Genomic DNA, 25,387 nt, shown 5'->3' on the forward strand with positions numbered 1-25,387 from the left:
TATGAGTAACGAAAAGACAAGTGAGAATCTTGTCCGCCGAAAGCCTAAGGGTTCCTGAGGAAGGCTCGTCCACTCAGGGTAAGTCGGGACCTAAGGCGAGGCCGAAAGGCGTAGTCGAAGGACAACAGGTTGAAATTCCTGTACCACCGTGAACCGTTATGAGCGATGGGGTGACGCAGAAGGATAGTGACGCGGGCTGATGGATGCCCGTCCAAGCAGAGAGGCTGATGTGTAGGCAAATCCGCACATCGATAAGGCTGGTCTGTGATGGGGAGCGAAAATTGCAGTAGCGAAGGTCATGAGTTCAGGCTGCCAAGAAAAGCCTCTAGCCAGGGAGAAGGTGCCCGTACCGCAAACCGACACAGGTAGGCGAGCAGAGCATGCTAAGGCGCGCGGAAGAACTCTCGTTAAGGAACTCGGCAAAATGACCCCGTAACTTCGGGAGAAGGGGTGCCTCGGTAGGGTGAATAGCCCGAGGGGGCCGCAGTGAAAAGGCCCAAGCGACTGTTTAGCAAAAACACAGGTCTGTGCGAAGCCGCAAGGCGAAGTATACGGGCTGACGCCTGCCCGGTGCTGGAAGGTTAAGGGGAGTGGTTAGGGAGCAATCCCGAAGCTATGAACCGAAGCCCCAGTAAACGGCGGCCGTAACTATAACGGTCCTAAGGTAGCGAAATTCCTTGTCAGGTAAATTCTGACCCGCACGAATGGCGTAACGACTTGGGCGCTGTCTCAACGAGAGATCCGGTGAAATTTTAATACCTGTGAAGATGCAGGTTACCCGCGACAAGACGGAAAGACCCCATGGAGCTTTACTGCAGCTTGATATTGGACTTTGGTACGATCTGTACAGGATAGGTGGGAGCCTGAGAAGCATGAGCGCCAGCTTGTGTGGAGGCGACGTTGGGATACCACCCTGATCGTATCGGAGTTCTAACCCGCGGCCGTGAACCGGTCGGGGAACAGTGTCAGGTGGGCAGTTTGACTGGGGCGGTCGCCTCCTAAAAAGTAACGGAGGCGCCCCAAGGTTCCCTCAGAATGGTTGGAAATCATTCGAAGAGTGCAAAGGCATAAGGGAGCTTGACTGCGAGACATACAGGTCGAGCAGGGACGAAAGTCGGGCTTAGTGATCCGGTGGTACCGAATGGAAGGGCCATCGCTCAACGGATAAAAGCTACCCTGGGGATAACAGGCTTATCTCCCCCAAGAGTCCACATCGACGGGGAGGTTTGGCACCTCGATGTCGGCTCATCGCATCCTGGGGCTGAAGTAGGTCCCAAGGGTTGGGCTGTTCGCCCATTAAAGCGGTACGCGAGCTGGGTTCAGAACGTCGTGAGACAGTTCGGTCCCTATCTGTCGTGGGCGTAGGAAATTTGAGAGGAGCTGTCCTTAGTACGAGAGGACCGGGATGGACGTACCGCTGGTGTACCAGTTGTTCCGCCAGGAGCACGGCTGGATAGCTACGTACGGACGGGATAAGCGCTGAAAGCATCTAAGCGTGAAGCCCCCCTCAAGATGAGATTTCCCAGTATGTAAGACCCCTTGAAGACGACGAGGTTGATAGGTTCGGGGTGGAAGCACGGCAACGTGTGGAGCTGACGAATACTAATCGGTCGAGGGCTTATCCATGATTCTGTGATGTGTACAACATGCAGAAGTATTAGCTCAACCAACGCGCATTTATTTCGTATCTAGTTTTCAAGGAATAAGCCTTGAGCTGCATGTCCTTTTTAAGGAAGGATATTTTCTCGCAGCGATTTCGAAGAAGTAACTCTTCGAAAAAAGCGTATGCTTACGAAGCAAGCTTTCTGACGAAAGCTCTTAGTTTGGTGATGATGGCGGAAGGGAACCACGCGTACCCATACCGAACACGAACGTTAAGCCTTCCAGCGTCGATGGTACTTGGACCGCAGGGTCCTGGGAGAGTAGAACGTCGCCAAGCGATTGCTTCAACCACAGCAATTAGTAGTTACATCGTTCCCTGATAGCTCAGTTGGTAGAGCACTCGACTGTTAATCGAGTTGTCACAGGTTCGAGTCCTGTTCGGGGAGCCATTTCTCCAACATAACTTCGAGGGGATTATCCCTTTGGTCTTTCATAATAATGGAGAGGTGTCCGAGTTGGCCGAAGGAGCACGATTGGAAATCGTGTAGGCGTCACAAGCGTCTCGAGGGTTCGAATCCCTCTCTCTCCGCCATAATTTTTCTAGGCCCGTTGGTCAAGGGGTTAAGACACCTCCCTTTCACGGAGGTAACAGGGGTTCGAATCCCCTACGGGTCACCACTAATGCAATACATATGGAGGCTTAGCTCAGCTGGGAGAGCATCTGCCTTACAAGCAGAGGGTCGGCGGTTCGATCCCGTCAGCCTCCACCATATATAGTACAACGACGCGGGGTGGAGCAGCCCGGTAGCTCGTCGGGCTCATAACCCGAAGGCCGCAGGTTCAAATCCTGCCCCCGCAACCAATTTATTTTAGTGTGGAGCCGTGGTGTAGAGGCCTAACATGCCTGCCTGTCACGCAGGAGACCGCGGGTTCGAATCCCGTCGGCTCCGCCATTTATGTTTTAATCAGAGGTCATCGAAGAGACTCACATCGGCATTATCAAGCCGCCGTAGCTCAATCGGTAGAGCAACTGAATCGTAATCAGTAGGTTGGGGGTTCAAGTCCTCTCGACGGCACCATTCCTACAGTTTAATATGGCGGTCGTGGCGAAGGGGTTAACGCACTGGTCTGTGGCTCCAGCATTCGTGGGTTCAAGTCCCATCGATCGCCCCATTTTTAAATTTTCCGTTGGGGATTAGCCAAGCGGTAAGGCAACGGACTTTGACTCCGTCATGCCTAGGTTCGAATCCTAGATCCCCAGCCATTTTTGTATGAGCCATTAGCTCAGTTGGTAGAGCACCTGACTTTTAATCAGGGTGTCGAAGGTTCGAGTCCTTCATGGCTCACCATGTTTTTCTCAAGCGCGCGTATGGCGGAATTGGCAGACGCACTAGACTTAGGATCTAGCGGGAGACCGTGGGGGTTCAAGTCCCTCTACGCGCATCTTTTTGCGGAAGTGGCTCAGCGGTAGAGCATCGCCTTGCCAAGGCGAGGGTCGCGGGTTCGATTCCCGTCTTCCGCTCCAATCTCTAGAAAAAAGTTATTGCTTTTTAGAGAAGATTATCATATAATAATTCTTGTTCTTTCTGAAATGTGCGGAAGTGGCTCAGCGGTAGAGCATCGCCTTGCCAAGGCGAGGGTCGCGGGTTCGATTCCCGTCTTCCGCTCCAGAAAGCCGGTATGGCGGAATTGGCAGACGCGCGCGACTCAAAATCGTGAGGGAAACCGTGGGGGTTCAAGTCCCTCTACCGGCACCACAATCTTCGGGATGTAGCTCAGCTTGGTAGAGCACCTGGTTTGGGACCAGGGGGTCGCATGTTCAAATCGTGTCATCCCGACCATAATTTATTATATCGAGCGGGTGTAGTTCAATGGTAGAACTCCAGCCTTCCAAGCTGGTAGCGTGGGTTCGATTCCCATCACCCGCTCCATATTTTTGTTCCAGTAGCTCAGCTGGATAGAGCAACGGCCTTCTAAGCCGTCGGTCAGGGGTTCGAATCCCTTCTGGGACGCCACTTACGTAAATTAAAGCCATCCTTTAAGGATGGCTTTTTGTGTGTTTAATGAGCTTATTTTTTCTCATTAGTAGCTAGCTGCTTTGTATTAACTTACCGCAAAGCAACGGAAAGAAGCTAAAAGAATATAGTAGAGCCCACTGGCGAAGAATCGCCAAATGGGCTTTTTTCTATTATGCAAATACCAAATAAGTATATAAATGAATCTAAGGAAATACCAGCGGCTTTCCATAGCTCGTTAGCTAGCCCAAAAAAGATAGTTTGCTGTCCATTAATCTCAGCTTGCAACCAAGCTGGGGGAAAGCAAAATGTTGGTTATGTTTCTACCTTTAACTGCTTTTCTTTTGTGATTATTTAGTATTATTTTAATTGTTAACTTAAAATATATAATTATGGTTGACAATTAATCGAAGTTGTACAAAAATAAATATCGTAAGATGCCTATCAAATGAAAAAATGAAATAGATGCGAGAGCAGGAGGAATCACCAAATGAGAGCGACATATACGGAATGGAACGCATTGGCGGAGAAAGCACTAAGAGGGCAGCCTTTAACGATGGAGGAAGGCTTATCCGTGCTAGAGGCGGATGACAATGAAGTATTGGCGATAATGAATAGCGCATATAAGGTAAGACACCATTATTACGGGAACAAAGTGAAGCTCAACTTGATTATTAATGCGAAAAGCGGACTTTGTCCAGAGGACTGCGGATATTGCTCGCAATCGATAGTTTCCAAGGCACCGATACCGAAGTACCCTCTGTTAAATAAAAAAACATTATTAGACGGTGCACATAAAGCATTGGAAATGAAGGTAGGTACTTATTGCATTGTGGCCAGCGGAAAAGGCCCTACAAGAGGCGAACTTGATCAGGTTATTGAAGCCATTCAAGAGATTAAATCAACGTTGCCGTTGAAAATATGTGCCTGTCTGGGCATTTTATCAGATAAGGATGCGGCTAGGCTTAAAGAAGCAGGTGTAGACCGATATAATCATAATTTGAATACGAGCCGTCGGTACTTTCCAAGCATTACTACGACACATACATATGATGACCGTCAAGAGACGGTACAGAAAGCAAAAGCTGCAGGGATGTCACCATGCTCCGGCTGTATAGTCGGAATGGGCGAGACGAAAGAGGAGATCGTTGAAATGGCATATGCTCTTCGTGAGCTGGGGGCAGATTCGATTCCGGTAAACTTTTTGAATCCAATTCCAGGGACCCCGTTAGAGCATCGGAAGGAGTTGAATCCACGACAATGTCTAAAGGTGCTCGCTCTGATGCGGTTCATGAATCCTTCCAAAGAAATCCGGATAGCAGGGGGAAGAGAGGTCAATTTGCGCTCATTACAGCCTCTAGGACTGTACGCTGCGAATTCCATATTCGTTGGAGATTATTTGACTACAACGGGTCAGGAAGCTGCTGAAGACCAACGAATGATTGAAGATCTCGGTTTCGAAATTGAGTTATGTGCTTTGTAAGCGGGAATACACCTTAATGGTGAAGAAATATTTAAATATTCACTATTTGTGAAAGAATGACCATGAAATTTTCAGGGGTGCTCTGGCACATTGGGGGTACTTCACTTATAATAATAAGTGTAGACAACCTCAGGAACTGGGGTTTTGTTATTATATAAAACGTTTAAACGAGGTGTAGAGATGAATTTTTTTGATTTGACCGGTAAAGTAGCTATCGTAACAGGTGGTGCCGTAGGTCTTGGTGGCGGAATCTCTTTGGGATTAGCACAAGCAGGCGCAGATATTGTGATTGTTACAAGCAATGACCGCAATAGAGAGACTCAAGAAAAAATTGAAGCTCTGGGCCGTAAAGTTCATACTGTTGTAGCGAACTTGTCTGATGAAAAAGAATATCCGCGCGTAGTTAGCGAAGCGCTGAACGCGTTTGGTAAAATCGATATTTTGGTAAACAATGCAGGGATTATTCGTCGTACACCAGCTGCTGAGCATTCAGCTCAAGATTGGCACGATGTAATTAACTTGAACTTGAACGCATCTTTCTTCCTGTGTCAGCTAGTAGGACGTGAGATGATCAAGCAAGGCTCCGGTAAAATCATCAACATCGCTTCGATGCTGAGCTTCCAAGGCGGAATCAACGTTCCTGGGTACACGGCTTCCAAGCATGCTATTGCTGGGGTTACCAAAGCATTGGCTAACGAATGGGCTAGCAAAGGCATTCAAGTTAATGCCATTGCTCCAGGTTACATGTCTACAGACAATACTGCAGCATTGCGTGCAGATGAAGAGCGCAGCTCGCAAATTTTGGTTCGTATTCCTGCAGCTCGTTGGGGCACAACGGAAGATTTGCAAGGTCCTGCCGTATTCCTGGCTTCCGCAGCTTCGGATTACATGAACGGTCACGTGCTATGCGTTGACGGCGGGTGGATGAACCGATAATGGCGGCACAACAGGGTTGCACTCAAATGTTTCAACCGGAGATTATTACCTTTGGGGAAACGATGGCGCTCATGATGCCGGCAGGCTCCAAAGGAATCGAATATTCATCGCAATTTCAAGGATTGTTCGGCGGCGCGGAGAGTAATGTAGCAATCGGCGTTGCCCGTCTTGGCCATCGTGTAGGCTGGTTTAGCCGGCTTGGAAAAGACCCGTTCGGACGGATGATCTTAAAAAAATTCGTGGTGAAGGCGTAGACGTATCCCGTGCTGAATTGACAACGGATGCTCCTACAGGACTGATGCTCCGCGAAGTCGTATCCGGTAAAACATCGGTATACTACTACCGCAAAAACTCGGCAGCAAGCACGCTGAAGCCAGAGCATCTGGACGAGGAGTACATTAAGCAGGCTAAATACTTGCATGTAACCGGCATTACGCCGGCACTGAGCGAGTCCTGCCGTGAAGCAGCCAAAGAAGCTATGCGCCTTGCCCGCAAGCATGGCGTGAAAGTATGCTTTGATCCGAATCTGCGCTTGAAGCTGTGGTCCATCGAAGAAGCACGCGATGTGCTGCTAGACATGGCTAAGGAAGCGGATTACTTCCTGCCTGGCTTGGACGAGCTTAAGCTGTTGTATCAAACGGAGAGCTTTGATGAAATTATTCAGCGTTTGGGTGAACTGAACGCGGTTAGTATTGTCAAAGGCGGAGACGATGAAACTTACGTAGTGGAGAAGGGCAACGTTACCGCTGTGCCTTATTTCAAGGCGGAGCAAGTTGTAGACACGGTTGGAGCTGGAGACGGCTTCTGCGCCGGATTTATCGTTGGTCTGTTGAAGGGCTACAGCCATGTTGAAGCCGTTCGCCTTGGAAATTTGATCGGCTGCATGGTCGTACAAATGGAAGGCGATTGGGAAGGCATCCCGACTTGGGAGCAAGTAGAGGCTGTGCTGAACAATGTGAAGCACGTAGAGCGCTAAGAACGGGATCGACCTGCGTATAGGGATCGAGTTCCGATCACAGCTTGTTGTTTCATTGATCAACTCCAAACTAGATGCTAAGGAACGGAGAAACCATATATGAAAAAATTAAAGCTGCTTCAGCAAATTACAACGGAAGGTGTCGTTGCGGTACTTCGTGGCGAGACGCCGGAGGAAGTTGTAGAGATGGCTGAACAAGCCATCGAGGGCGGCATTAAAGTCATCGAAGTTACGATGACCGTGCCATTCGCTCTGCAAGCGATTGAGACGCTAGCGAAGAAATATTCCAGCATGACACAGGATCCGTCCAAATATGCTATTATTGGTGTAGGTACCGTACTGGATCCGGAAACAGCGCGTGCAGCGATCCTTAGTGGGTCCGAGTTCGTGGTAGGACCTTCGTTAAACCCTGCTACCGTAACCCTGTGTAATCGGTACCGTGTACCTGTGATGCCAGGGGTTATGACAGTCCACGAGATTCAGCAAGCGCTAGAGCTTGGCGTAGACATCGTGAAGCTGTTCCCAGGAAACCTGTACTCGCCTTCGACTATCAAGGCGATCAAAGGACCTATGCCGCAGGCTAACATCATGCCTACAGGCGGCGTATCGCTCAGCAATATGGCTGAGTGGATTAAAGCAGGTGCAGTTGCGGTAGGTATCGGTTCCGACCTGACCACCGAAGCGGTAAAAGAACGCAATTACAGCCTTGTAGCGAAAAAAGCGGCTCAATATATTGAAGCTTATCGCGCGGCTAAACAATAATAGCGGTCTATGACAAGAGGCTACTTCTCTAATTAAGAGAGGTGGCTTCTTTTTTATTCACTGCAACATAGTTGTGCTAACCTTCGTTATAGAGCACATCAGGAAAAAAATAGAAAAAGGCTTTGATGAAGGGGAGTGAACAAAATGAAACATTGGATTGGACTGTTGATGGTATTATTCTTGATTTGGGGAGCTGCGATACCTTCGGTCTCCGCCCTGTCTTGTGCGCCGCCGCGCCCTCCGAAAGAAGAGATGGGCTATTCGGAGCTCGTGTTTAAGGGGAGGCTCTTATCCGAAACGAACGATAAGCTAAAGTTTCAGGTACTCAAGGCATGGAAGGGGGAACTGAGTGAAACCGTCATGCTACAACAGAATTTTTGGACTAAGTTTCAAGTGGGTGAAGAATATATTATTTTCGCTGGGACCGATAATGGTAAATTACGTCCGATGCTGTGCGGCAATACCGGCTTAGCCAGTTCCTTTGACGAGCAAATGCTAGGGGAAACCACAGTCATTGGAACGAGAAGTAACGTTGGTTTGGAGATGGCTATTGCCATTATCGCTGGATTAGTGGTTGTAGCTGGAATAGGCTTCATAATCATCAAACAAGGGAGTAAAAAGTGAGTGTATAAAGCGGGCTTAGGCACCGCTTTTTTGTTTTTTTAAAATTATCCAAAGGGTACATTCGTGATATAAAAAAAGACACCATAAAGGTGTCGTTCGTTCAGCTCATAGGTGGGTGTTATTAAATAGAGGGGGGCTTATTTCAGCTCCCTATAATCTTATTATAAATGTTGGATCAGTATAAGTCTATACTTTTGGGAATATTTCCTATATGTTTATTCATGCCGGCCGGCAAAATCATATAGGTGGAGGTGCAATTTATTTGAAACTGGATATAACGCAGCATCCCAATTATTTAAAAGGCCAGTCTAAGGAATGGTGTCAAAGTCTTGCAAAGCAAACAGGCAAATATGAATACACATGGAACTATGAGTATGAAGGAGAAGCAGCAGAAGATACTTTGACGGAAACCTTAGAAGGATTATTGCATGGCAAGGTTCTTGACGTCGGCTGTGGTCATGGTGAGTATACCAACCGTTGGGGGGACCATGCCGATGAAATGGTAGGGTATGACATGACGGAAGGGTTTATTGCAACGGCGAATCGGGATAAGAAGCAAAATACCCGATTTATTGTGGGGCATACCCATGAGGGACTGCCATTTCCGGATGCTTACTTTAATGTGGCTTATACGAAAAAAGGCCCCACCAGTTGGTACAACGAAGGGAATAGAGTTGTTCGTCCTGGAGGAAGGATTGTTCTATTCCATCCTGGTGACGGAAATGGAGAGGGTGGTGAATTAGCCCATTGTTTCCCCGGATTATTTGCCCCGTCCTCGTTAGGGACCCCTATACTAGATATAATTAACGAAAGGCTGAATAGAAGCGGATTTATCAATATTGAGCTGCGCACCTTGAGAGAAACGATCTGGATTCCGACACCGGAGGACGTAGTGAAGATGCTTTGTTTTGGACAAAGCTCCGATTTTGCACGTTATATCAGAGAAGCTCATTATAGTGATATCCTGACTCGATTTGAAAGACATGCTGGCAAGAAGGGAATTCAAGTGACGAATTTCTACTATTTCATTCAAGCGAAAGCGGGAGGGAGGTTGGAATTATGAGTCATGTCGATAGCCTACTGTTGAACATTCGTCATACTTCTTCGACGATCCAGGACTTATTAGCGGAATGTGGAACGACCTTCAGGGTGTTCGATAAGCAGGATTCCGGATGTGTATCGTTTGGTATCAGGATTCCTTCGGGACAATGTCTATTCGTAAAGCATGCCGGAACATCTGGTGCAGTTTCTTATTTGAAGCAAGTGGAACATTTTCATTCTGAAGTGACTCATCCGGTTATTCCTAAGCTGCTGAACTCCTTCTCGACCCTAAATGGTTACGCTCACGTATACGAATGGGTAGAGGGGGAGGTGCTTGGAACGCCTGATTTTCCTGGAAAAGAAGGGAGAAGTAATCCGGAATCACCTCATTACCGATTCAGGCAGCAGTCTGTGGAACGGATTATACAAGCTCTGAACACCGTATACGAACTGCACATGCTTTTGGAAGAGCATGGGTATGTAGCGGTAGACTTTTATGATGGCTGCATGATCTATGACTTTCAGCTCCATAAGCTGCATTTATGTGATTTCGACCATTACACTAAAGGAGCCTTCATACTGGAGAAAAACCGATTGTTCGGCTCCAGTCGATTTATGGCTCCTGAGGAGTTCATTCGTGGCAGTAGAATTGATTATCGGACAAATATATATGCGATGGGAGCGGCAGCGTTCGTTTTTCTCTCGGACGGAAGTAGAGAGCTAAACGCTTGGAGAGCTTCAGAGCCACTGTATCATGTTGTCAGCAAAGCAGCAGCATCTCTTCGTGAAGATCGTTATGATAGTATCAAGAGCTTTTATGAGGCTTGGAAGCAGGCTTTGGCAAGCCAGCAAGATTAATGACTAGGCCTTTGCATCGCTAATCATGATTTTCGGTTCACTGCTTGTAAGAAATTGGTACCAGCGTTGCCGAAAGCGAACTTGAGGCCCATCCGCAGGCATATGAGCTTCCAATCGCAAGGCGTCGGGGATCGGACGGGGATGTTGACTCTCAACGATCCCTTGGTCTTCTTTCAGCACCTTGCTGCTGTATCTGGAGAAAATATAATTCATGCCGGGAAACTTAGCAAAGTTTCTCCCAGCGAGACCATAAATAGCAGTTACTTCTTCTTCTATCGGCGAGAAAGTAACGAAGTTAATGAACTGGCTGCCCTCCGTTTTAACGGGTGTGAGCAGCCATTGCTGCGGAAAATCATAATCAAGAATACCGCCACCATTGCGGATTCGAATGCGGTTATCTTTTGCTTCAAATTCAATGTTAATTTCCTTCGGTGACTTCTTGCCGATCGTTTTATTATGAACAATAGGGACATGGGCGACATCCAGTACACTTTCTACTACGCGGGTTAAGTGAGCCTGCCATATAGCATCATAAGGTGCTAGGACATAATCCGGATTTTCCAAGACAGGGCTAACAAGCTTCAGTGCTTCTGGCTCATAGTCGAGCAGGTCTCTGGTCATTGGGTAAATCCATAGCAAACCTATTCTTTCAATAAGAGGATAGGATTTCGTATTCGCAAAAGCAGGGACAGCACGGCCAGGATGGGCTGGAATATCAACACATTGCCCGTGGCCATCAAAAGACCATGCATGATACGCACACTCCAGCAGACCACCTGCACAGCGTCCAAGAGATAAATCAGCTCCTCTATGTGGACAGTAAGCATGAAGCGCGTGAGCGGTGCCTTGCTGATCGCGAAATAGGACGATATCTCGTCCAAGCATCCGTTTTTTGATAGGCTTAGCCTTCAATTCCTTCGACCAGCCAATCGCATACCAAGTACATGGGATTTTCCTTTTGCGCACTCCGATATTGTCCGTCGACCATACCTTGGCACCTCCTTTTATAGCATGTTCCATATTAAGTTAGTCCTAATAGCAGTTCCTTATGTAACTATTGCTTACCATTCTCTGTCTATCCATTCATTATACGAAAATGATACGTTCGAAACATAAATAAAAGAAATCCCATCAGAACATGAGGCTCTGATGGGATTATAAACTCAATTTAACTGTTGATTATTCTGTAGCCACCGATTGGTCTGCTTGCAGGTTCACCGGAGCGATACGCACAAAGCTGGTTTCGAGATTAGCGAGCAGATGATCTACTTTCGCAGCAGCCTCTGTTTGACCTGATGCAGCAAGCTCTTGACGGTAAGCGCCTAGCAGCTCATTCAGATCCTTGATGCTTTGTGGGCCGACTTTCTCGATTTTCACTTTCGCGCCTTTAGCGATACGGCGTTCAATTGCCGCTTCGTTCATACCCATTTCCGGGTTCAGACGTTGATAGATTACACCGCCGGTCATCCCTGCGCAAATCCATGGACCTGGGTCGCCAAGCACTACGGCACGACCATTGGTCATGTATTCGAAGGCGAAGCCTTTCAGGTTCGCGCGGCTTGCAAGTCCGCCAAGTTCGTCTTCAATCGGAGAAGTAATTTCGCCGCCGAATACGACGTCTGCGCCGGAGAAGCGGATGCAGGCACGAGTATCTGCATTTCCTTGGATCAGGAACAGACCTTTTTGAGCACCGTAACCGAACGATTTACCAACGGAACCGTTGATGAATTGGCCATGGCTGCCTTGCGATTTCAGGATCGCTACTTTACCGCCGAACGACATTTTACCTACGCCGTCCTCAGCTCCACCGTGAACCGTAATGTCAACGCCGCGTGCGTTGAACGCACCCAAGCCGTTACCTGGTACGGAACCGTCAGTCAAAGTAAGAGATACAGGAGGCAATTGATCATAGCTTCCGTCAAAACGATCTCTTACGCGATGGCTGGAGTAGCGGCTTCCAAGAATACGGGATTCCGCATCCACTTTGGACCATCTGCGTGTAATCGGAGCGTCGAAGGATAAGGAATCCGGGAAGAATTCTTGACCTTCAGCGCCTGCAGCAATACGGATATCGGAGGATACCGTTGCTGCAGCTTCCAACTGAGCTTCATGCGCTGCTGCGAAGGAAAGCGGAGCCGGACGCAAAATGTCGGACAAGTCAATTTTATCTTGGCAGCTGATTTGCTGCAGCAGGTCAGAGCGGCCGACCAGCTCTTGCGCACTGGAGAAGCCCAACTGAGCTACGATTTCGCGAATTTCTTGGCCCATTCCGCCATATAGACGAACGAGAGAATCTACTGCTGTATCGAATACTCGAGGCACGAAACGGCGAAGACCTTTTTCTTCCGCTTCTTCCATCGAATCGATTTGTGTTGCAATACCTACGTGACAAGTATCCAAGTGACATCCACGGCATGTTGTGCAACCGATAGCTTGCATTGAGATACTTCCGAATCCGCAGCGGTTTGCACCGAGCAGCATCATTTTCACTACATCGGCACCGGATTTCAAGCCGCCGTCGCTCCACAGCTCGACTTTGTGACGCAAGCCTGCTTCGATCAAGGCTACGTGAGCCAATTTCGTACCGATTTCGGTAGGCAAGCCTACATGAGTCAGAGAGTGAATACGTGCTGCACCTGTACCGCCGTCGAAGCCGGACAAGGTGATAACATCAGCGCCTGCTTTAGCTACGCCGACTGCGATCGTACCAATACCTGGAACAATAGGAACTTTAACATTGATTTTAGCTTTACGTCCGCTTGCTTCTTTCAGCTCAGAGATGATTTGCGCCAAGTCCTCGATAGAATAAATATCGTGGTTGTTGGATGGCGAGATCAAATCGGAACCGATGGTCGCGTTACGAGCAGCAGCTATTTTAGCTGTAACCTTGGAGCCAGGCAAGTGACCGCCTTCACCCGGTTTAGCGCCTTGACCGATTTTGATTTCAAGGAAAGCTACGGCGTTAGCCAGCTCTACATTGATTCCGAAACGACCGGAAGCGACTTGCGCGCCGCGTGTTCTTTTGTAACGGCCGAGCATATCTTTAATCTCTCCGCCTTCACCGTTCATGGTAACCATGTTCAGACGTTCACCGGCTTCCGCATAAGCGCGGAATGCAGTTTCGTTCTGGGAACCGAACGACATGGAGGAGATCAGCATTGGTAAGTCATGACCGCCGATACCGATATCGACTTGCGACGGATCCAGAGGCTTACGGCCTTCTTGATGCGCCAAATCATAATTGAAGTCAGCAACGTGACGAATCGAGATCGGATTGCGCTTTTCTTCTTCACGCAGCTTATCACGGTAATCGGAATAAGGAGCCGTTCCAGAAGCAGCCTCTCCGAGTGCTTTCCACATCCGTTGGAAGAAGTGGAAGTTACGAGCTGCCTTGGCTTTAGGATTCGAGAAGTCATTGTAACGAGCTTCTGCATCTGCTTCCAATTCGGTAAAGCCCGTACCAGCATTCTCACTGCCAAGGTAGTTCACGATATCTAACACATCGGATACTTCCGGCTTCAAGCCGATCGACGAGAAGAAGCGGGTGTAGCCGCGCAGCTCGTGAGTACCGATAGTGGAAATGACTTTTTCCAGACCTTTAGTTAAAGCCGCGTACACTTTACGTGCTGCAGGCGCACCGTTCTTCACGGCGGAGGTTGCAAACAGCAAGTAAGGAGATACGATATCTACACCGAGACCGCAAGCAACTGCAATATCATGCAGGTTGCGAATCGCTGCAGTACGAAGCACCACAGTCGTATGACGGCGCAGGTTGTCGCCAAACTGCAATTTTTCCGCACGAAGAGCGATATCGACCTTGGATACGGACAAATGCGGGTCCATGAACAAACGATCGTTTTGATGTGCATTGGCATCATCGAGAATCAGCAATACAGCACCGTTTTTAACAGCAGCTACTGCATCAGCAGCCAATTGATCCAAGGCATCCTTCAAGGAAGTGCCGCGAGCAAATGTGAGGGACAATGTCACTACGGCATTATCGCCTTGCGCAGTGAACATCGCACGAAGCTGCTCCAAGCTTGGTTGACCAAGCTCAGCCAAGGAATCCACACCGTTGCTGCCTTCCAGCACAAGCGGTGTTAACAATTCAAGGCGAAGACGTTGATCCGGCTGGCCATAAACAGTAGGGCGAGGGCCGACAACGACACGAGTGGAGAAGTGTTCCATCTCACGGTCACGGTCAATCGCAGGGTTCGTTACGACGGCTACGCTTTCTTTGATGAAATCGGGAATGTTTTGACGCTCCCAGTTGATACATGCATGAGGTCCGTCATGACCAAGCGAACGAATCGGCTCCGCGCCGGTTTCGGACATGGTTTCTATCATTTGGATTCCTTCACGGTCCCAACCAAATGCGCTGTACAGAGCATCAGTAACAGAAGCATCGTCTTGAGAAGCAGCCTCTACTACCGGTAGTGCATCTTTCAAGTGTTTGCGCAAGCCTGTGAAATTAACGCGCTTGCTTGCACGCTCGTAAGCCAAAGATTGAACTCCGGAGTAAGGAATCACTTGAACATGCTCGCCTGGTGTCAGGACGACACCGACTTTTTCGCCTGGGGCGATCGGTTTCGGATCCGCTACCATTTCGTCTACGGTAATAACGCCTTGCTCAGAGGAGAAGTACAATGACGTATCGCTCTCTACCATCCAAACCGGACGAAGACCAAGAGCATCGACGCTGAAAATACATTCATTGCCGTAACGGGATACGATACCGGCTGGGCCTTGAGCATAGTGACCCCAGATTTGACGATAATATACATAAAGGTCTTGTAATTCCGGACGGAATTGTTTCATTTCATTAATAATAGGAGGGAACACGACTTCCATCGCTTCAAATAAGCTGATGCCGAAGCGGTGAATGAAGGTTTCGATCGTACGGTTCATGTCTTGGGAGTCGCTTCCGCTCTCAACTAACTGTACGCCGACCATGTCTGCTTCAAGACGCATTTTTTTGACGGTATTGATTTCTCCGTTGTGGCCGAGTAAAGAGAACGGCTGAACACGGAAAAAGCTGGATTGGGTATTAGTGGAGTAACGGTTGTGACCGATAGTTACTTGCGCTGCAAAGAGCGGGTCACGAGTATCGTTATAATATTTAGGAAGAATGCTGGCAGCGCCCATGACTTTGTAAGCTGCGGTTACGTTGCTCAGTGTAGCAACGTGAACATGGTAGCGAGCTTCAATGGCTACATGCAGCTCGAACAAATGATCAGCGACGACGACTTCCTGTTTGTCACACAATGCAGCGATTTGCCAGAAGGTTGGTTCGTCATTACGACCGTTCTCCCCAAGCACACTGCTATCCACTTGATTTTCTTGTTCCAATATAATAGAAACATTAAATTGGGCAAACAGCTCGCGAATACCTTTTTGCATATCAGCCACGGAGATGTCCAGCTTGCGCGGAACAAAGATGTGGGCAACCGAAAAGCGAGCATCATAGGCAAGCTTGCCGTCAAGACCAGCTTCGTTCAGTTTTTTCTCCCACAGGGCTCTAGGAATGTCGGTCAAAATGCCGCATCCGTCTCCCTCGCCGTTAATAAATCCCGAACGATGCTCCATTTTGACAAGAGCTTCAATCGTCTTCCGAATGTTATCCCGGGATGGGAATCCGTCCTTCTCCACGATACAGATGATACCGCAGCTGTCGTGCTCGGTACCTAGCAAATTCTGAAAACGGCCTTCATTGCGCATTACTTCATTCATTTTTGTGGTCAGCAGGCTGACCGTCACCTCCCATTAAAAGTATGCGAGTCTAAATCGTCATCAAGCAAGGTTTGTTCATGTCACTGCGGCGATAAGAAAGCGGACAAATCCATCGACGAGATTCGCGATGAATAAATATACATTTTTCATGCATAACCACATTCTGCTACTGCTTGTCGAAGGCGCTGCGAAGCGCTGACGTGTGAGGATGTAAGAAAAATATTTGCTCCCACATCGACAAAATGAGCGCATACCGATACGGCTTACATGCCAAAAACCTTATAAAATAGCCGATTTTCTTACAAAATAAAGTATTAATAGAATATCACGAAATTGCTGGTTGCACAATAGAACAATCACTGGAATGATTGGATGTAAGCGCTATCTATTTTGCATAATTGGTGAATAAAGGCAAAAAAACAGCGAAAAACGTCGAAATGCCAAAGACGAACGAAAAATTAAGGAAATGATTGTATAGTTCGGTTTTATCGTGAATATTTGTATCGTGGAAGCTTTCTTTACAAAAATAATATAATCGGACTGTCTAGAGGAAAGATTAGGTTATACCTGGGATAAAAGGATTTTATCAACCTAATTAACGTTAGTTAACACACGAACAATGAAGGAATATTTAAGAAAAACATGGATGGGTCAGGTTAGTTTACAAAGAAGGACCGCTATTTCATGGATAGCGGTCCTTCTATATATATTCTTCTCTTACACGATGCGTTCGCTGGCCATTGTTGCGAAGGAATGTTCCGCAGCTTGAATGGTGTAGGTGATATCTTCTTCGGTATGAGCTGTGGTCATGAACCATGCCTCATATTTGGATGGGGCAAGACAAATCCCTTGCTCCAGCATAAGTCGGAAGAAACGGGCGAATTGATCACCGTTCGTATCTTGAGCTTCATCATAGTCTGTAACTGGATGATCGCAGAAGTGGGTCGATAGAGAGCCACAGATGCGGTTGATCGTGAGCGGGATGCCATGCTTGCCCGCGGCTTGCGCAAGGCCGGCCTCCAGCGTGGCGGCCAGCTTGTCGAGCCGGTCGTAGACTCCCGGCTCCTGAAGTGCTTGCAGGCATGCGATGCCTGCGGAGATCGACGCAGGGTTGCCTGCCATCGTCCCGGCTTGATAAGCCGGGCCCAAAGGCGCTACCTGCGCCATGATGTCCTTGCGGCCCCCATAGGCCCCGATCGGCAGCCCGCCGCCGATGATTTTGCCCAGGGCCGTCAGGTCCGGCTCGATGGCTGCGAGGCTAGGAGCCTCTAAGCCATCGAACGTTTGCGTCGCGCCGTAATGGAAGCGGAACGCCGTGATTACCTCGTCGTAGATGACGAGGGAGCCGTTGTTCCGCGCCGCGGCGCATAGTCCCTCGAGGAAGCCGGGCTTCGGCATGACCATGCCGAAGTTGCCAACGATCGGCTCCACCATCACCGCGGCGATGTCATCGCCCCAACGCTCCAATGCAGCATGGAGCGCTTCGAGGTTATTGAACGGCACCGTGATGACCTCGCTGGCAATGCTCATCGGAATTCCGGCACTGTCCGGGATTCCGAGAGTGGAAGGGCCGCTGCCTGCGGCTACAAGTACCAAGTCCGAGTGGCCGTGATAGCAGCCGGCGAATTTAATGATCTTATTGCGCCCCGTGTAAGCTCTGGCTACACGAATGGTCGTCATGACGGCTTCGGTGCCGGAGTTAACAAAGCGTACCTTATCGAGCGATGGAATCGCTGATTTGATCATACGGGCGAACTCGATTTCGAGCTCCGTCGGTGTCCCGAACAAGGTCCCGTTCTCTGCAGCGAGACAAATCGCAGCGGTAACATGAGGATGGGCGTGACCCAGAATGATAGGCCCGTAGGCCGCCAAGAAATCAATGTAGCGATTGTCGTCTTCGTCCCAGAAATAAGCGCCTTGACCGCGCTTCATGAATACGGGAGCTCCGCCACCGACTGCCTTGAAAGACCGGGAGGGGCTGTTCACGCCTCCTACGATATGCTCCAACGCTTCTTTATACAATGCTTCGGAACGAGTTTTTTCGTTCATTGGTAGAATGGGGAATGAGGATGTCATGATGATACTCCTTTATAGTTGATTCATTAGTTTGGGTAGTCGTACGATCTCCAGCTTAGTGCAGTAAAAGTCCCTTGACCATAATAACAGCCTGTCCCTGGATATGGACTCGGGTATCCGTCAACCGCAGCTTCAATACTCCAGTGCGGGCCGAGAGCTGCATCGCCGTAAATTGTTTTTTGTTGAGCTTCTCCTGCCAGTAAGGAACCAGCGCGCAGTGAGCCGATCCAGTTACCGGATCTTCATCAATGCCTAAGGCAGGATAGAAGCACCGGGATACGAAATCATACTCGGGATTGTCGGAACGGCATGTTACAATCAATCCTCGAGCCGGGAGCTCTTTCAATAATCTGAAGTCTGGCTTCAACTCGCGCAAAGCTTGTTCATTTTCCGCTTCTATTAGAATATCCATTCGGTTGCTGTAAACGGCTTGAGGCTTGAACCCGATTGCTTCCTCAAGAAGAGGAGGCACAGCACATGGAGCGACAGGTTCAGCTGGGAAGTTCAGTTCAATGCCGCCATCTACCCTTTTCGCTGTCAATAAGCCGCTTTTGGTGTGAAAGCGAAGCTGCTCGATCCGGTAAGCTACACCGCTCTCCCACAGCACTTTGGCGCTTGCTAGAGTTGCATGACCACACAGGTCCACTTCCCTTTCAGGAGTAAACCACCGCAGTTGGTAATTACCTACTCCCTGCATAGCGCATAAAAAGGCAGTCTCGGATAAGTTCATCTCCGCAGCGATCTTCTTGAGCCAGGCATCGTCAGGAGGAAACTCTTGTAAAATACAAACGGCGGCTGGATTACCCGCATAGGGGGTAGAGGTAAATGCATCGACTGTATAAATAGGAATCATTCCGAACAGCTCCTTATACATGGATGGGAGGTACAGATTGCCGAGAAGTATACTTTCCTATCATTATAGATTTTTTCAATGCCAATGAAAACCTTAGAGGGTTTTCATATTTGCAGGTAATCGTCCATTTTGCTTGAAGATATCGAGGAAATGGTTCTTTTCCTAGCAGTGTAACAAAAAAGGAACCGGAAGCGTCCGCTTCCTAAGTTCCTCTCTGTTGTCATCCCCGCCGCAGCGAGACCTTCGGATTATTTGTGAACGGCTCCGCTGCCTGGAGTACTCGATAATATGGTTGAACCTGAGCTGGTTTTACCATTCGTCGAGCCATTGCCAGTCTTACCGTTGGAAGCTGGCACTTTATCCGTTGCAGCCGGATCTCGGCCATCAAATAATGCTTTGATATAGGTTTGCAATTTATCTTTATTGACAGACAAAACCTCTGCACCACCAACACGTTTTTCGATTAGAAGATCGGATGGAGGAATTTGCTGGCTGTTCATGCCTTCGGCCTTCGCTTCGTAGCCAAGGGAACCGAGCTTGAGCATATCTGTGGTTGTCAGGTTCGTCTCAATATAAGGATCGATGCTGTTTAAGATTTTGGGCAGCCTGAGCAAGGATGAGGTGCTCTGCATCTTTTGCAGGACGGCTTGAATAAATTTGCGCTGACGCTCGGTCCGCGAGAAATCGCTCATTGCATCATGACGGAATCGCACATATTGCAGCGCGGTTTTGCCATTCAGGTGCTGCATCCCTTTTTTTAAGTTAATATCGTATTCATGCCCATCTTCAGCATCAGAATATTTCATGTCCTTTTCTACGAGCAGATCAATCCCATCAATCGCGTCGACGAGAGCAATGAAGCCTTTAAAATCCGTATACACATAGTATTGAATCGGGATGCCCATTAAATCACTGACGGTTTTCATCGCCAGATTAGGCCCTCCAATAGCTAATGCGGCATTAATCCGATCCTCGCCTTGACCTGGAATCTTCACATAGGTATCCCGCAAAATTGAAAATAAATAAGCTTTTTTCGTAACCGGATCAATGGAGGCAACCATCAGCGTGTCTGATCGTGGAATTTCATTCTTCTTCATCCCGCGGGAGTCTCCACCAAGCAGCAGAACGTTGACTCTTTGCTTGCCTTCCCATTTGGGGGGCATATACGTCTCGGATACTTTGGTTGTGCTTTTAGTTGTAATGCCGCTGAAGAGCTTGTCATTATCCGGTTTCGTTTGAATGTTATTAGCGAAATGTAAAAATGCGTATGTATAATATCCGACCCCTACGAAGAGCAGAAGCACTGTTGTGAATATCGCCCATTTGATTTTGCTGGCCATCTGATCCTTCCTTTCATAAAGTTGTCAGCCGCTTTTCCTTTGCAATGGGTTCGTGTATCATAACTTATAGGTTTTGACAATGCTGCAGGAACATGCATGGAGGATATAGGAAAGCTTGGCGCCGTCAAGACATGTCGATCCTTTGGGAAAAAGGTCCTGTTATTGTATACTTACCACACGAAACGCAATCGTAAACGGATGAAGGCGGAACGAACGATAGGAAATCGATCATACCTTAACATCATCTAAATCAAGTGCGGTTGCACATCACGCCAAGCTGCTTCTATGGAAGTCGGCTTAGTTGGGTGATGTTTACATTATAATTTGATCGGTTTCCTTATAGCAAGTTTCGCCACAATCAGACATGTTTTGATGGCCTGTACATTCAGGTATGGAATAAGATAGTCCATTCGTTAAAACTATAAGATAAATGGTCATCAGGAGGAAGCTATGCAAGCTATTGAAGTACACAATCTTCGTAAAGATTTTAGAGTCCAAAAGAGCCGCGAAGGGCTCAGAGGTGCTGTGCAGGACTTGTTTCGTCGGGAATACAAGCAAGTCAGAGCAGTGAAGGATATCAGCTTTGAAATTCCCCAAGGGGAAATTTGCGGCTATATCGGTGAGAATGGTGCAGGCAAATCGACGACGATTAAAATGCTGACAGGAATTTTAGTGCCTACGGCAGGAGACATTCGCGTTAACGGCTATATCCCTCACAAAGAACGGGAAAAGTTCGTGAGCGGCATTGGCGTCGTCTTTGGACAGCGCAGTCAGCTTTGGTGGGACATCGGCGTTATAGAATCGTTCCAATTGTTGAAAAAGGTTTACCGTGTCTCGGAGTCCGACTTCAGACAGCGTCTTAATGAGCTGGTGGAGCGTCTTCAGCTGTCCGAGCTGCTGGCCCGTCCGGTCCGGAAGCTCAGCTTAGGGCAGCGTATGCGCTGTGAATTGGCTGCGTCGCTGCTGCATAATCCCAAAATCCTTTTTCTGGACGAACCGACGATCGGTCTCGATATTGTTGTCAAAACGGAAATCCGAGAGTTTTTGAAACAGATGAATCAGCGTTATGAAACGACGATTCTGTTAACAACACATGATTTGCAGGATATAGAAGCTCTCTGCTCCCGGGTCATTATGCTTGACGATGGAAATATCATCTATGACGGCGGCTTGGAGGAACTGAAGGCGACATGGGGCAAGGGCAAGGAAGTGATCCTGCAGTTTACGGATCCGGTATCGATAGATCGACTGCATGAGCTGACCCATGGGCTTCCGGTAGAATGGACGATGGACAACGACAGAAGCGCCAAGGTATGGATTCCGCAAGAAAAGGCCAATGTATCCGAGGTGCTAAGCCGAGTTGTCGGTGTGATGAGTATTGATGACATTAAGATTGTTGAGACGAACACCGATGATATCGTGCGAGAAATTTATAAATCCGGTTCGGCAGAAGCAAAGTCCGGGCAAGCGGCAGGGGAACAAGGAGTGAACGTTCATGCTTAGCGCCTACGTGGACATGATCCGGATCCGTTTCTTAATGATGCTTGCATACCGAGTTAATTATTACAGCGGTATTATCATTTATGCCCTAAATATTGGAGCCTATTATTTCCTGTGGAAAGCTATATACGGAGCTAACGAAACGCTGGGCGGCATGACTGTAGCACAGATGACAACATATGTCGCCGTATCCTGGATGGCGCGTGCTTTTTATTTCAATAACCTGGACCGGGAGATCGCGAACGAAATCAAGGACGGCAGCGTGGCGATTCAATTCATCCGTCCCTACAACTATATTATTGTAAAAATGATGCAGGGCTTTGGCGAAGGCTTGTTTCGGCTTCTGTTGTTTTCAACGCCAGGGATGGTTATCGTATCGTTCTTGTTTCCTGTCAAGCTCCCTACGGACCCCGGTGTGTGGGGAATATTCCTGCTTATGCTGTTCATGAGCTTTCTGATTAATACTCAGATTAATATAATTACCGGATTATTTGCATTTTTTCTTGAAAACAATGAAGGCATGATGCGCATGAAGCGGGTTGCCGTCGATTTGTTCTCCGGGCTTGTCATTCCGATGTCGTTTTTCCCGGGATGGGCCGAAGGAGTGTTAAATCTGCTCCCTTTTCAAGCCATTACGTATTTGCCGAGTGCCGTGTTTACGGGCAAGGTGAATGGCAGTGCCGTGTATGAGGTGCTCGGTGTGCAGCTGTTGTGGTTTGTGCTGCTTATCGTGCCGCTGGTCATTTTATGGCGCGGAGCGCGGACACGGCTGTTCGTGCAGGGAGGTTAAGACGATGTTTTACGCTGGCTTGATTATTGATTATTTGAAAAATTACATGAAAACAAGAATGGAATATCGTTCCGACTTCTGGATTGAAGTGCTTTCAGATCTGATGTTCAATGGGTTAAACTTGTTTTTTATCCTGGTGGTGTTCCAGCATACGCAGCTCATTGGCTCTTGGAACGAGCAGCAAATATTGTTCATCTATGGTTACTTTATGGTGCCATACGGTATATTTATTACCTTTTTTAATTTGTGGGGATTTAGTGAGCGCTACATTGTAAAAGGGGAAATGGACCGCATTTTGACTCGTCCTGCGTATAATCTGGTCCAGCTGATGCTGGAAAATATGGACCCTTCGTCGCTGTTTAGCGCACTGACAGGATTTCTCATTATGATTTATTCTTGGTCGCATCTGGGTATCGCGCTTACGTGGTACGATCCATTCGTCTTCGTGCTGCTGGTGGTCGGTTCCATCATGATTTATGGGGGCGTCTATATCTTCTTTACGTCGCTGTCATTCTTCTCCGACTCGCCGACAGGAATACTGCCTCTCTTGTGGAATATTCAGAACTATGGGCGCTATCCAATGACAATCTACAATAAGCTCATCGGCGTATTGCTTACTTGGGTGCTTCCGTTTGGTTTTGTAGGGTTTTATCCTGCAGCCTATTTTCTGGATCGGGCCAACTGGGGGACGTTCGCTCTGCTGACTCCGGTAGTTGGAGTCGTATTTTTGTCGGTTGCACTATTCATTTGGAATTACGGTGTTAAGCGGTATCGCGGTGCCGGTTCGTAATCACATATAAATGAGGCTGTTACGCGCGCATTATCCTTTCATTCTGAAACGGATACATCTATTCATTGATGATAGGTTTTCAGTTTGGAGGGAGCGGGCGTACAGCCTCTTTTTTGCGTCTAAATGGATCAATACCCACTTCTCAGTTTCTCTAATTCTTCCTCTATTCGGCTCGCGTCGATTCTCTCGAATAAAGGCTCAAGCGCCTGAAGATGCCTAGATGAAGGTACCTCCAAGTAGCTCCACCCTGGCTCTGTGATGCCCAGGAACGAACGGATTTTATCGCAAGAAAAAGGCAGGAAAGGCGAAAGCAAATTGGACAGGTTTACGATGATTTGTACACAAGTGTACAAGGTGTTCGCTCCTTCTACAGGACTTTCTTTTACTTGAATCCACGGCTTATGCTCGTCGAAATATTTGTTAGCGCTGCGGACATAAGTGAACAGAGTCTCCAATGCGGACTTGCACTTACCGGCTTCCAGCAAAGCTCCTGTTTGAACGTATAGAGCCTCGAGCTGCAGGCGAACTTCGTTATCCATTTGTCCCGAAGGCAGTTCCCCCTGGAATGATTTCATTAGAAACATCAAATTCCGGTTGACGAAGTTACCGAAAGCTCCGAGCAGCTCACCGTTATGACAGTGAATGAAGGCTCTCCACGAGAAGTCCGTATCTCTATGCTCCGGGCCGTTCGATATGAGGAAATACCTCAATGAATCGGGATGGTATCGTTCAAGCATATAGGGCAGCCAGACTGCCCAGTTATTGCTCGTTGAGAACTTCCTGCCTTCTAGCGTTAAATATTCGTTTGAGATGATTCGATCCGGAAGATGGAGATGTCCTACACCGAGTAAAATCGCCGGTAAGATTAAAGTATGGAAAGGAATATTATCTTTCCCGTGCACGTAATAGGCTGTAGCTTGCTCAGACCAGAACTTTTCCCAGTTAGAGTTCGTCTCTTCTCCCCACTGCATGCTGGCGGATAAATAACCGCTGACTGCCTCGATCCACACGTAAATTTTTTTACCCTCAAAACCTTCGAGCGGAACATCGATGCCCCAAGCCAAATCACGAGTTGCTGCGCGGTCTAGCAAGCCTTGTTTCAAATAACGCCGCGTCAGTTGAAGAGCGTTATCTCTCCATCCGGTGCATTGCTCCACATAGGCTTCCAGTTGGGTCTGGAACCTGGATAAAGCTAGAAAATAATGATCCGTATGCCGAACGGTCGGTGTATGCTTACACAGCTTGCATTTAGGTTCACGAAGCTCCAAGGGATCGAGCAGGGAAGAGCATGCATCACATTGGTCACCTCTTGCTTCACTTCCGCAATGCGGGCAGAGCCCCTCCACATAGCGATCCGGCAGAAACTGCTCGCATTCCGTACAATACGTTTGTTGCACCGCTTTTTTATAAAGAAAACCATGATCGAGCAGCTTCAAAAACAACTTCTGCACAATCTTATGATGAAATGGATCGTCGGTTCGCGTATAGAGATCGTATGAAAAGCCAAGCTTTTGAAAGCACTCCGAGAACTCCTGATGATACCTGTCTGTAATGGTCCTAGGCTCCACACCTTCCTGACCTGCCCGGATGGAAATAGGGGTTCCATGGCAGTCACTTCCCGATACGTAGAGCACCTCCTCTCCTTTTTGTCTATAATAGCGAGCTATAATATCACCCGGCAGCAAGCTTGCCACTCGCCCTAGATGAAGTGAGCCATTCGCATACGGCCATGCGCCTCCAATAAAAATCGCCATAATTCCCATCCTCCCAAATTCGATTGAAAAACAAAAAAACTCCCGTCCTCAAAAGGACGAGAGTATGACTCACGCGTTACCACCTCAAATTTATCCGCACTTCGCAGCGGCGGACCTCTTCAGGTACGGCACCTTATACAAGGTGGTTATACCCTAGCACGTTAACGGGCGCACCCGGTGCAGCCTACTTCCATCAGCTATATTAGCTGAACGGGGTTCGATGCACGGCTCAGAGACCATGTTCGTCAGATGCTTCT

The 25,387-nt window shown here is 48.2% G+C and carries 15 protein-coding genes, 17 tRNA genes, 2 rRNA genes, 1 pseudogene and 1 other annotated feature (2 of these 36 running past the window's edge); of the genes and pseudogenes, 29 read left to right on the forward strand and 6 right to left on the reverse strand.

Annotated features, from left to right (window positions below; all coding sequences use genetic code 11):
• From QMA13_RS02760 to QMA13_RS02885, 26 genes and pseudogenes are all read left to right on the forward strand, one after another.
• Positions 1-1,626 (forward strand): 23S ribosomal RNA (locus tag QMA13_RS02760) (it extends 1,297 nt beyond the left edge of the window).
• 196 nt (positions 1,627-1,822) lie between these two features.
• A 5S ribosomal RNA gene (gene rrf, locus QMA13_RS02765) occupies positions 1,823-1,939 on the forward strand.
• Between the two features lie 36 nt (positions 1,940-1,975).
• Positions 1,976-2,051 (forward strand) — tRNA-Asn (locus tag QMA13_RS02770).
• A 51-nt stretch (positions 2,052-2,102) separates the two neighbouring features.
• A tRNA-Ser gene (locus QMA13_RS02775) sits at positions 2,103-2,194 on the forward strand.
• 11 nt (positions 2,195-2,205) lie between these two features.
• Positions 2,206-2,280 (forward strand) — tRNA-Glu (locus tag QMA13_RS02780).
• A 16-nt stretch (positions 2,281-2,296) separates the two neighbouring features.
• A tRNA-Val gene (locus QMA13_RS02785) sits at positions 2,297-2,372 on the forward strand.
• A gap of 15 nt (positions 2,373-2,387) precedes the next feature.
• Positions 2,388-2,464 (forward strand) — tRNA-Met (locus tag QMA13_RS02790).
• Between the two features lie 14 nt (positions 2,465-2,478).
• Positions 2,479-2,555 (forward strand) — tRNA-Asp (locus tag QMA13_RS02795).
• Positions 2,556-2,605: 50 nt separating this feature from the next.
• A tRNA-Thr gene (locus tag QMA13_RS02800) sits at positions 2,606-2,681 on the forward strand.
• Between the two features lie 18 nt (positions 2,682-2,699).
• Positions 2,700-2,775: transfer RNA gene (locus QMA13_RS02805), tRNA-His, on the forward strand.
• Between the two features lie 16 nt (positions 2,776-2,791).
• Positions 2,792-2,866: transfer RNA gene (locus QMA13_RS02810), tRNA-Gln, on the forward strand.
• A gap of 9 nt (positions 2,867-2,875) precedes the next feature.
• Positions 2,876-2,951: transfer RNA gene (locus tag QMA13_RS02815), tRNA-Lys, on the forward strand.
• A gap of 14 nt (positions 2,952-2,965) precedes the next feature.
• Positions 2,966-3,045 (forward strand) — tRNA-Leu (locus QMA13_RS02820).
• 7 nt (positions 3,046-3,052) lie between these two features.
• Positions 3,053-3,127: transfer RNA gene (locus QMA13_RS02825), tRNA-Gly, on the forward strand.
• Positions 3,128-3,197: 70 nt separating this feature from the next.
• Positions 3,198-3,272, forward strand: a tRNA-Gly gene (locus QMA13_RS02830).
• Positions 3,273-3,276: 4 nt separating this feature from the next.
• Positions 3,277-3,359 (forward strand) — tRNA-Leu (locus tag QMA13_RS02835).
• 7 nt (positions 3,360-3,366) lie between these two features.
• Positions 3,367-3,443 (forward strand) — tRNA-Pro (locus tag QMA13_RS02840).
• Between the two features lie 16 nt (positions 3,444-3,459).
• Positions 3,460-3,533 (forward strand) — tRNA-Gly (locus QMA13_RS02845).
• Between the two features lie 7 nt (positions 3,534-3,540).
• Positions 3,541-3,617: transfer RNA gene (locus QMA13_RS02850), tRNA-Arg, on the forward strand.
• A gap of 490 nt (positions 3,618-4,107) precedes the next feature.
• The gene (gene bioB, locus QMA13_RS02855) at positions 4,108-5,100 is read left to right on the forward strand and encodes a biotin synthase BioB (RefSeq protein WP_282939396.1); all 993 of its coding nucleotides are present in this window, start codon (positions 4,108-4,110) and stop codon (positions 5,098-5,100) included.
• Between the two features lie 180 nt (positions 5,101-5,280).
• Complete coding sequence (gene kduD / locus QMA13_RS02860) at positions 5,281-6,036, forward strand: 2-dehydro-3-deoxy-D-gluconate 5-dehydrogenase KduD (RefSeq protein WP_282939398.1); 756 nt, start codon at positions 5,281-5,283, stop codon at positions 6,034-6,036.
• Positions 6,036-7,012: pseudogene (locus tag QMA13_RS02865) on the forward strand (sugar kinase). The gene kduD and the pseudogene QMA13_RS02865 overlap by 1 nt, the downstream one beginning before the upstream one ends.
• Positions 7,013-7,111: 99 nt before the next feature.
• Positions 7,112-7,774, forward strand: a complete 663-nt coding sequence (locus QMA13_RS02870) for a bifunctional 2-keto-4-hydroxyglutarate aldolase/2-keto-3-deoxy-6-phosphogluconate aldolase (protein WP_282939400.1) — start codon at positions 7,112-7,114, stop codon at positions 7,772-7,774.
• A gap of 144 nt (positions 7,775-7,918) precedes the next feature.
• Positions 7,919-8,398, forward strand: coding sequence for a hypothetical protein (locus tag QMA13_RS02875; RefSeq protein ID WP_282939402.1), 480 nt, complete (start codon positions 7,919-7,921; stop codon positions 8,396-8,398).
• Positions 8,399-8,660: 262 nt separating this feature from the next.
• Positions 8,661-9,461 (forward strand): class I SAM-dependent methyltransferase, encoded by an 801-nt coding sequence (locus tag QMA13_RS02880; RefSeq protein WP_282939403.1) that lies wholly within the window; start codon positions 8,661-8,663, stop codon positions 9,459-9,461.
• Positions 9,458-10,297 carry a serine/threonine-protein kinase gene (locus tag QMA13_RS02885; RefSeq protein WP_282939404.1) on the forward strand — a complete coding sequence of 280 codons (840 nt, stop codon included), beginning with the start codon at positions 9,458-9,460 and terminating at the stop codon, positions 10,295-10,297. The genes QMA13_RS02880 and QMA13_RS02885 overlap by 4 nt, the downstream gene beginning before the upstream one ends.
• 3 nt (positions 10,298-10,300) lie before the next feature.
• Here the strand turns inward: QMA13_RS02885 and QMA13_RS02890 are convergent, their stop codons facing one another.
• From QMA13_RS02890 to QMA13_RS02910, 5 genes are all read right to left on the reverse strand, one after another.
• Entirely contained in the window at positions 10,301-11,317 is a 1,017-nt protein-coding gene (locus QMA13_RS02890; protein ID WP_349254192.1) for a Rieske 2Fe-2S domain-containing protein, read from the reverse strand.
• Between the two features lie 159 nt (positions 11,318-11,476).
• Positions 11,477-16,027, reverse strand: coding sequence for a glutamate synthase-related protein (locus QMA13_RS02895; RefSeq protein WP_282939405.1), 4,551 nt, complete (start codon positions 16,025-16,027; stop codon positions 11,477-11,479).
• Positions 16,028-16,744: 717 nt separating this feature from the next.
• Positions 16,745-18,103 (reverse strand): glutamate-1-semialdehyde 2,1-aminomutase, encoded by a 1,359-nt coding sequence (locus QMA13_RS02900; protein ID WP_481858126.1) that lies wholly within the window; start codon positions 18,101-18,103, stop codon positions 16,745-16,747.
• A 55-nt stretch (positions 18,104-18,158) separates the two neighbouring features.
• Positions 18,159-18,956, reverse strand: a complete 798-nt coding sequence (locus QMA13_RS02905) for a PhzF family phenazine biosynthesis protein (protein WP_282939407.1) — start codon at positions 18,954-18,956, stop codon at positions 18,159-18,161.
• 248 nt (positions 18,957-19,204) lie between these two features.
• On the reverse strand, positions 19,205-20,296 hold the full coding sequence (locus QMA13_RS02910) for an LCP family protein (protein WP_282939408.1): 1,092 nt from the start codon (positions 20,294-20,296) through the stop codon (positions 19,205-19,207).
• Between the two features lie 450 nt (positions 20,297-20,746).
• Here QMA13_RS02910 and QMA13_RS02915 point away from each other — a divergent pair, with 450 nt between their 5' ends.
• Genes QMA13_RS02915 through QMA13_RS02925 form a run of 3 tightly spaced genes read left to right on the forward strand, consistent with a single transcriptional unit; the run spans position 20,747 to position 23,376 of the window.
• On the forward strand, positions 20,747-21,799 hold the full coding sequence (locus QMA13_RS02915; protein ID WP_282939409.1) for an ABC transporter ATP-binding protein: 1,053 nt from the start codon (positions 20,747-20,749) through the stop codon (positions 21,797-21,799).
• Complete coding sequence (locus QMA13_RS02920; RefSeq protein WP_282939410.1) at positions 21,792-22,586, forward strand: ABC transporter permease; 795 nt, start codon at positions 21,792-21,794, stop codon at positions 22,584-22,586. Before QMA13_RS02915 ends, QMA13_RS02920 begins: the two co-directional genes overlap by 8 nt.
• Positions 22,587-22,590: 4 nt before the next feature.
• Complete coding sequence (locus QMA13_RS02925) at positions 22,591-23,376, forward strand: ABC transporter permease (protein ID WP_282939412.1); 786 nt, start codon at positions 22,591-22,593, stop codon at positions 23,374-23,376.
• A 128-nt stretch (positions 23,377-23,504) separates the two neighbouring features.
• Here the strand turns inward: QMA13_RS02925 and metG are convergent, their stop codons facing one another.
• Complete coding sequence (gene metG / locus QMA13_RS02930; protein WP_282939413.1) at positions 23,505-25,130, reverse strand: methionine--tRNA ligase; 1,626 nt, start codon at positions 25,128-25,130, stop codon at positions 23,505-23,507.
• Between the two features lie 49 nt (positions 25,131-25,179).
• Positions 25,180-25,387 (reverse strand) — a binding site (T-box leader); it runs 75 nt beyond the window's last position.

Source organism: Paenibacillus sp. RC67, assembly GCF_030020805.1.
Taxonomy (GTDB): Bacteria; Bacillota; Bacilli; order Paenibacillales; family NBRC-103111; genus Paenibacillus_S.